Raw genomic sequence first — 7,856 nt, forward strand, 5'->3', positions numbered from 1 at the left:
GCGGCCCCTCCCCGTCCCCCGTCCCCGCCCGCAGACACCCGCTGCGCAAACTGACCGCGCGCGGGAAGGGCGAGGCACACCGGGTCGCGTCGCCGCTCGAGCTCTTCTTCGACCTGTGCTTCGTCGTGGCCATCGCCCAGGCGGGCGTCCAACTGGTGCACGCGGTGGCGGAATCCCACGCGGGCGAGGGCATCCTCAACTACGCCATGGTCTTCTTCGCCATCTGGTGGGCCTGGATGAACTTCACCTGGTTCGCCTCGGCGTACGACAACGACGACGCCCTCTACCGGGTCGTCACGCTCGTCCAGATCGCCGGGGTCCTGGTGCTCGCGGCCGGGGTGTCGCGGGCCTTCGAGGACCACGAGTTCCTGGCCGTCTGGCTGGGCTACGTCATCATGCGGGTCGCGATGTCGTCGCAGTGGCTGCGTGTGGCACTGTCGACCGAGGGCGCGGAGCGCAGGACGGCCCTGCGCTACGCCGGTGGCGTGCTGCTCTGCCAGGTCGGCTGGCTGGGGCTGCTGATCCTGCCCGAGGGCGGCCGCGCCTGGCTGTTCCTGGTGATGGTGCCGCTGGAGATGTGCGTGCCGCCGTTCGCGGAACGGGGCCACCCGACGTCCTGGCACCCGCATCACATCGCGGAGCGCTACGGGCTGTTCACGATCATCGTGCTGGGCGAGACGATCGCGGCGGCCACGGTCGCGGTGAAGACCGGCATCGACGAGAACGACGCCCTGGGCGAGCTGCTGCCGATCGCGATCGGCGGTCTGCTGATCGTCTTCGCCGCCTGGTGGATCTACTTCGTGGTCCCCATCCACGGTCATCTGCGCTCCAGCAGGCAGGCGTTCCTGTGGGGCTACGGGCACTACGCCGTCTTCGCCTCGGCCGCGGCGATCGGCGCGGGCCTGGAGGTGGCGGTCGAGCAGGCCGTCGGGCAGGCGCACCTCTCCACGCTCGCCGCGTCGGCCGCCGTCACGCTCCCGACGGCGCTGTACCTGCTGACCGTCTGGGTGCTGCACTCACGCCACTTCAAGGTGGGCCTGGCCCAGCAGGCGGTGCTGCCGGTCACCGCGCTGCTGGTGATCTGCTGCACTTTCGTCGGCGAGTGGGCGGTCCTCGCGGCCGGCCTGGTGTCGGCCCTGGCGGTGGCCACCGGTTCGACCCTGACGGCCCGCATGCTCGCGCGCACCGCCCGGGACTCACGGGGCTCACAGGGCTCCGAGCCCGGGAGTTCGTCCAGCGCGCCCGACGCCCCGGACTCCGAGGACCCGGAGGACGGCTCGGGGGACGACTCGGCGGAGGGTTCGCGTTTCGCGGTGTGACGCGACGGGATCGCGGCTCCGCGCGCGGTGCGGGCTGGGTGAGACTGGCTGCCATGACAGTTGACGCTCTGACGGACGTCGCCGGCGTGCGGGTGGGCCACGCGACGCGGACCGGCGACGGATGGCTCACGGGCGCCACGGTCGTCCTCGCGCCCGAGGGCGGCGCCGTGGCCGCGGTGGACGTACGCGGCGGCGGTCCCGGCACCAAGGAGACCGACGCCCTCGATCCGCGCAACCTGGTGCAGAAGGTCGAGGCGATCGTGCTCACGGGCGGCAGCGCGTACGGGCTCGACGCCGCGTCCGGGGTGATGGCGTGGCTGGAGGAACGGGGGCGCGGGGTCCGTGTCGGCCCGGACCCGACGCACGTCGTGCCGGTGGTGCCGGCCGCCTGTGTCTTCGACCTGGGACGCGGCGGCGACTTCCGGGCCCGGCCGGACGCGGCCACGGGGCGGGCGGCCGTGACCTCGGCCGCGGAGAGCGAGCCCGGGGCGCCCGTGGCCCAGGGATGCGTCGGCGCCGGGACCGGCGCGGTGGTCGGGGCGCTGAAGGGCGGTGTGGGCACAGCGGCGGTCGTCCTCGACTCGGGGATCACCGTGGCCGCGCTGGTGGTGGCGAACGCGGTGGGGTCCGTGCTGGACCCGGAGACGGGGGCGTTGTACGGGGAGTCGTTCCAGGGACGCGTGACGTACCCGCAGGCCCGGGTGCACGAGGCGGCGCGCCGGCGCCTGGCCGGGAGCGCGGCGAGGAACGCGCCGCCGCCGCTGAACACCACGCTCGCCGTGGTCGCCACCGACGCCGACCTGTCCAAGGCGCAGGCGCAGAAGCTGGCGGGCACGGCGCACGACGGGATCGCACGCGCCGTGCGTCCGGTGCACCTGCTCAATGACGGGGACACCGTGTTCTCGCTGGCGACGGGCGCCCGGCTGCTCGCCCCCGGCAACCCGCTCGCGCTGAACGACGTCCTCGCGGCCGGCGCGGACGTGGTGACGCGCGCGATCGTCCGAGCCGTACGCGCGGCCGAACCCGTCGACGGACCGGGCGGGGCCTGGCCGTCGTACGAGGAGCTGTACGGCGCCCGGTGACCACGGGTCCCGTCACCAGGCGACCAGGCGATCAGTGATCAGTGATCAGTTTCCAGTGACAGTGAAAGTGACCACGCAACTGGTGACCACGGGCCGCTGACCGCGGGCCGGGGTCCACCGGCCGGTGACCCCTGGCCGCCGACCACCGGGCGGTGGCCACGGGAGCGCAGGGGGCCGGGACCGGGTTCTGCCCGGGCGAGACCGGGTTCTGCCCGGGCGGGCGGGCATTGTCCCGGTTCTGTCACGCGCTCGTGCCAAGGGCGCCCGCCTCGCAACCTCGGCGGTCGCCGCGCCCCTCCTCCCCCACGTACGGAAGCGGATCATTCGCTGACCACTCACTGGTCACTCGATGATCAGTCACCTCGAACGAAACCGGAGCAGCCCGTGACGACGGCGGACAAGACAGTGCGGCGTGCGGTGGGAGCCTGTGCCGTCCTGGTGGTCGGCGCCCTGACCCTGACCGCCTGCGGAGGCAGCGCGAACGCCGAGGGCGGCGACGCCAAGGGCGGCAAGAGCGCGGGGACCGGCGTGAAGACGTCCACCGCCAAGATCGTCATCTCGGCGAAGGACGGCTCGACGGGCGCGTCGATCAACCGGACCGGGGTGAAGGTGAGCGACGGCCGGCTCTCCGAGGTGAAGATGACGGTGGCCGGGTCGGGGCAGGCCGTCGAGGGCGTACTGTCGGCCGACGGCAGCAACTGGAAGCCGAAGGAGCAGCTGGAACGGGGCACGAAGTACCAGATATCGGCGACCGCGAAGGACGCGAGCGGCAAGACCGCGGCAGCCAACGCGATCTTCACCACGGTCTCCTCGGCGAACAGCTTCATCGGCACGTACACGCCGGACAACGGCACCACGGTCGGCGTCGGCATGCCGGTGTCGTTCACCTTCGACAAGGCCATCGCCGACAAGAAGGGCGTGCAGTCGCACATCACGGTCACCTCCAGCAGCGGCCAGCAGGTGGCCGGGCACTGGTTCGGGGCGCAGCGGCTCGACTTCCGGCCCCAGGAGTACTGGAAGGCCGGCTCCAAGGTCACGATGAAGATCGACCTGGACGGCGTCCAGGGCGCGAACGGCGTCTACGGGGTGCAGAAGAAGACGGTCGTCTTCACCATCGGGCGCTCGCAGGTCTCCACGGTCGACGCGAACACGCAGACCATGACGGTGGTGCGGGACGGACGGACCCTGAAGACCACCCCGGTCTCCACGGGCGACCCCGAGCACACGACGTACAACGGACAGATGGTGATCTCCGAGAAGTTCACGCAGACGCGCATGAACAGCCGGACGGTCAACCTGGGCGCCGAGTACGACATCCCGGACGTGCCGCACGCGATGCGGCTCACCACGTCCGGCACCTTCCTCCACGGCAACTACTGGTACAAGAAGAGCAACCCGCCCTTCGGCCGCACCGGCACCAGCCACGGCTGCGTCGGACTCGCCGACGTGCAGGGCGCGCAGGGCGACACCCCCGCCAAGTGGTTCTACGACAACTCGCTGATCGGCGACGTGGTGATCGTCAAGAACTCCCCCGACAAGACGGTGTCCCCGGACAACGGACTGAACGGCTGGAACATGTCGTGGGCGGAGTGGACCGCGGGCAGCGGCGCGTGACCGCCACCGCGAGCGCCCCGCGAAACGGGCGCGCCAGGAGCGCCACGCCTGCGGGAAAAGCCACCTGACCGGCGGTTTCTGAGCGATCGTCGGGCCGTGCGGGAACAATCCGCACGGCCCGCGCGTTTTCCCCGACATACGTTTTCTCGGTTCCCGGACATGATGTCCGACCGAGGGGCTACGGTATGCACCCACAAGGTGACATGCAGCAACGCCGGGAGAAACCTTGAGCGTTCCGTACGAGACGACAGCGTACGAACCAGCCGAGTCGCCCGAGTCTCCGGAGGAGCATCTCGCGCGACTGCTCGGTCGCGCCCTGAACTCGTTCGAGCTGCCCGACGAGGCCCTGCGGCGGCTCGACTGCGCGCTGGCCCACGACAGCTCCCTGCACTCGGCGCACCACAGCGCGGGCCTGCACCGGGAAACCTACCGGCACACCTGGCTGCTGGCCGACGGCTGCGCGCTCACCCTGTGGGAACTGGTGCACAACACCGCCCCGGGAAGCGAGCCCCAGCACGAGGTGTACGCGGACGAGGAGGAGCTGCGCGCCGCCACCGCCCGGCTGCCGCTGCCGTCCGAGGCCCCGGACTTCGAACTGCCGGTGCTGGTCCAGCTCTCGCCGTTCCCGGCGCCCCGCCACGTGTACGTGCCGGACGACTCAGCGGACCACGCACGGCGTCTGCTGCGCCGCGCCGAGAACCCCGACCGGCCCGACGCGGACACCACGGCCCTGCTCGGCTCGGCGTTCGCGCACCAGATCACGCAGGCCTTCGGGCGCCCCTGCCGCGCCGGCCGCATCGGCCTGGGCTACTCGCTGTACGAGCACGCGTTCCTGCTGCGCGACGGCCGGGAGATCTCCCTGTGGGAGGTCGAGCACACGGCGACGCCCGACGGGCGGCACATGTGCGAGGTGTACGCGTCCGAGGCCGCGGCCCGGGACGCCATGGAACGCCGGGCGGCACAGGTCTCCTGAGCGGAGCCGACCGCCGCCACGCCATTCCCCGCCTCGCCTCGCCGCGCTGAGAACCGCCGCCTCGCCACGCCCCGCGTCAGTGCACTCCGCATCGGCCCGCCGGGGTCAGCGGTCGCCGCCGAGGCGGCGCACCAGGCCCGCGAAGGCGTCCTCCTCGGCCGTCGTCAGCTCGACGCTCTCCCGGTGGGGAGCGGCCGCTTGCTGCTGGCGTGGGAGGCCGGACAGAGCAGGGAGCACCGGCGCCACGGGGCCGACGGGAAAGGCGCGGAGCGCCGCGTGAGCCTCGGCGCGTGCGCGCATCCGACGCAGGACCCGGGTCAGGACGAGCAGCCAGGCGACGGACGCCACGGCGAGAACGGTCAGAGCCGTCAGCTGGGCGGGCGTGAGATGCACGGGCATACCGCCCAGTACACACCACGGTCCGGGACTTTGGCCCCGGACCGTGACGCATCTCGCAGGCCACGCAGAACGGTCACATCGACCAGATCGGCCACATCGCCTGGATCGGTTGGATCGGTTGGATCCTTCACATCGGCCGGATGCCCGACAGGCCGAGGGCCGACGCTCCCTGCTGCACGGTCGGCCTGGGGCCGTGCCGGCCGCCTGCTTACGCGGCCACCGGCTGCTTCGTCTCCTGGGCGGTCGCGGTACCGGCGGCGTCTCCCGCCGTCGCGGACCCCGCCGCACCGGGAGCCGGCTTGCGCATGCCCTTGAGGACGACCACCAGGGCCGTCGTCACGCACACGCCCGCCGCGACGGCGACCAGGTAGAGGAACGGGTTGCCGATCAGCGGGACCACGAAGATGCCGCCGTGCGGGGCCCGCAGTGTGGCGCCGAAGGCCATCGACAGCGCGCCGGTGACCGCGCCGCCCGCCATCGAGGCGGGGATCACGCGCAGCGGGTCGCCCGCGGCAAACGGGATCGCGCCCTCGGAGATGAAGGAGGCGCCCAGCACCCAGGCGGCCTTGCCGTTCTCGCGCTCGGTCGGGGTGAACAGCTTGCCCCGGACCGTGGTGGCCAGCGCCATGGCGAGCGGCGGGACCATGCCGGCCGCCATGACCGCGGCCATGATCTTCATGGCGGAGTCGCTCGGGCTGGCGACCGCGATGCCGGCCGTGGCGAAGGTGTACGCGACCTTGTTGACGGGACCGCCGAGGTCGAAGCACATCATCAGCCCGAGCAGGGCGCCGAGCAGGACGGCGTTGGAGCCGGAGAGGCCGTTCAGCCAGTCGGTCATGCCCTTCTGCGCGGAGGCGATGGGCTTGCCGACCACGACGAACATCAGGAAGCCGACGATCGCCGAGGAGATCAGCGGGATCACCACCACGGGCATGATGCCGCGCACCGGCGCCGGGATCCGCACCTTCTGGATCGCCATCACCACGCCACCGGCGAGCAGGCCGGCGACGAGACCGCCGAGGAAGCCCGCGTTGATGGTGGACGCGATCATGCCGCCCACGAAGCCGGGCACCAGGCCCGGCCGGTCCGCCATGCCGTAGGCGATGTACCCGGCGAGGACCGGCACGAGGAAGCCGAAGGCCACGGCGCCGATCTGGAAGAGCAGGGCGGCCCAGCTGTCCGTCTGGGTCCACACGAAGTGGTCCATCACCGAGGGCGCGGACTTGATCTCGTAACCGCCGATCGCGAAACCGAGGGCGATCAGCAGACCGCCCGCCGCGACGAACGGGACCATGTAACTCACGCCCGACATCAGCCACTTGCGCAACTTGGTGCCGTAGCCCTCGCCGGACTCGCCGGCGCGCTCGACGGGGGTGCCGCCGCCCGAGGGGGCGCCCGAGGTCACCTCGCCGCGCTCCGCCTTCCCGCGCACCTCGCCGATCAGTTCGGCGGGCCGGTTGATGCCCGCCTTCACGCCGACGTCCACGGTGGGCTTGCCGGCGAAGCGGTCCTTGTCACGCACGGGGACGTCGTGGGCGAAGATCACGCCGTCCGCCGCGTCGATGACCGCCGGGTCGAGCCGGGTGAAACCGGCCGACCCCTGCGTCTCGACGACCAGCTCGACGCCCGCCTCCCGGCCCGCCCGTTCCAGGGACTCGGCCGCCATGTAGGTGTGCGCGATGCCGGTCGGGCAGGAGGTGACGGCGACGATCCGGAAGGGGCGCGCGGGCTCGGGATCCGACCCGGCAGCCCCGCCCGGTGCGGGGGTGGACACGGAGTCTGAGGAGGCCGCGGAGGCCTCGGAGGCCGCGGAGGCCTCGGATTCCGGCGAGGCCGCTGCGGCAGGTTCCGCGGGAGCGGAGTGCGCCGAGGCGGAGCCCGCGGAGGTGGAGGCCGGGGCGCTGGAGCTCGTCGGAGCGTCGGAGGCCGAGGCGGCGGCTGAGGCGGCTGAGGCGGCGGCCGGGGGCTCGTCGCCGCGGATCAGCGCCGCCGCCGTGGCCGGGTCGCCGGCCGACCGCAGCGCGGCGGTGAAGTCGGCGTTCATCAGCTGCCGGGCCAGCGACGACAGGATCGTCAGATGGGCGTCGTCCGCGCCGGCGGGGGCGGCGATGAGGAAGACCAGGTCGGCCGGGCGGTCCGCCGCGCCGAAGTCGATGCCAGCGGCGCTGCGCCCGAAGGCGAGCGTCGGCTCGGTGACGTGCGCGCTCCGGCAGTGCGGGATGCCGATGCCGCCGTCGAGGCCGGTGGGCATCTGGGCCTCGCGGGCGGCGACGTCGGCGAGGAAGCCGTCGAGGTCGGTCACCCGGCCCAGGGCCGCCATGCGCTCGGCGAGGGATCGCGCCGCCGCTTCCTTGGTGGGGGCGGACAGGTCGAGATCGACCAGGTCCGCGGTGATCATGTCGCTCATCGCGGGCTCCTTCGCACGCGTATCGCCCGGGTCGTGGGGTGGTGGGCGAGGGTGGGGACGGG

General features: G+C 72.5%; 6 protein-coding genes. 4 read left to right on the forward strand and 2 right to left on the reverse strand.

The features are described 5' to 3' along the window. Window positions 1–41: 41 nt before the first annotated feature. From KMS84_RS36595 to KMS84_RS36610, 4 genes are all read left to right on the forward strand, one after another. Window positions 42–1,319, forward strand: a complete 1,278-nt coding sequence (locus KMS84_RS36595) for a low temperature requirement protein A (protein ID WP_256920864.1) — start codon at window positions 42–44, stop codon at window positions 1,317–1,319. A gap of 53 nt (window positions 1,320–1,372) precedes the next feature. After that, a complete protein-coding gene (locus KMS84_RS36600; RefSeq protein WP_256920859.1) occupies window positions 1,373–2,401 on the forward strand; it encodes a P1 family peptidase in 1,029 nt (342 codons plus the stop codon). Window positions 2,402–2,785: 384 nt separating this feature from the next. Then, complete coding sequence (locus KMS84_RS36605) at window positions 2,786–4,015, forward strand: L,D-transpeptidase (RefSeq protein WP_256920860.1); 1,230 nt, start codon at window positions 2,786–2,788, stop codon at window positions 4,013–4,015. Between the two features lie 226 nt (window positions 4,016–4,241). Then, window positions 4,242–4,988 carry a DUF6227 family protein gene (locus tag KMS84_RS36610; protein ID WP_256920861.1) on the forward strand — a complete coding sequence of 249 codons (747 nt, stop codon included), beginning with the start codon at window positions 4,242–4,244 and terminating at the stop codon, window positions 4,986–4,988. A gap of 105 nt (window positions 4,989–5,093) precedes the next feature. Here KMS84_RS36610 and KMS84_RS36615 read toward each other — a convergent pair whose 3' ends face one another. Together KMS84_RS36615 and KMS84_RS36620 are read right to left on the reverse strand one after the other, a co-directional pair. Further along, the gene (locus KMS84_RS36615) at window positions 5,094–5,387 is read right to left on the reverse strand and encodes a hypothetical protein (protein ID WP_256920862.1); all 294 of its coding nucleotides are present in this window, start codon (window positions 5,385–5,387) and stop codon (window positions 5,094–5,096) included. 208 nt (window positions 5,388–5,595) lie between these two features. Further along, window positions 5,596–7,794 carry a PTS fructose transporter subunit IIABC gene (locus KMS84_RS36620; protein ID WP_256920863.1) on the reverse strand — a complete coding sequence of 733 codons (2,199 nt, stop codon included), beginning with the start codon at window positions 7,792–7,794 and terminating at the stop codon, window positions 5,596–5,598. Window positions 7,795–7,856 lie beyond the last annotated feature (62 nt).

The sequence above is a fragment of the Streptomyces hilarionis genome (genome assembly GCF_024539675.1).
Taxonomy (GTDB): domain Bacteria; phylum Actinomycetota; class Actinomycetes; order Streptomycetales; family Streptomycetaceae; genus Streptomyces; species Streptomyces hilarionis.

Bases quoted from the DNA above. Each gene is read 5' to 3' on its own strand.
- KMS84_RS36600 (WP_256920859.1), top strand. From the start codon at position 1,373: ATGACAGTTGACGCTCTGACGGACGTCGCCGGCGTGCGGGTGGGCCAC.
- KMS84_RS36615 (WP_256920862.1), bottom strand. From the start codon at position 5,387: ATGCCCGTGCATCTCACGCCCGCCCAGCTGACGGCTCTGACCGTTCTC.
- KMS84_RS36620 (WP_256920863.1), bottom strand. From the start codon at position 7,794: ATGAGCGACATGATCACCGCGGACCTGGTCGATCTCGACCTGTCCGCC.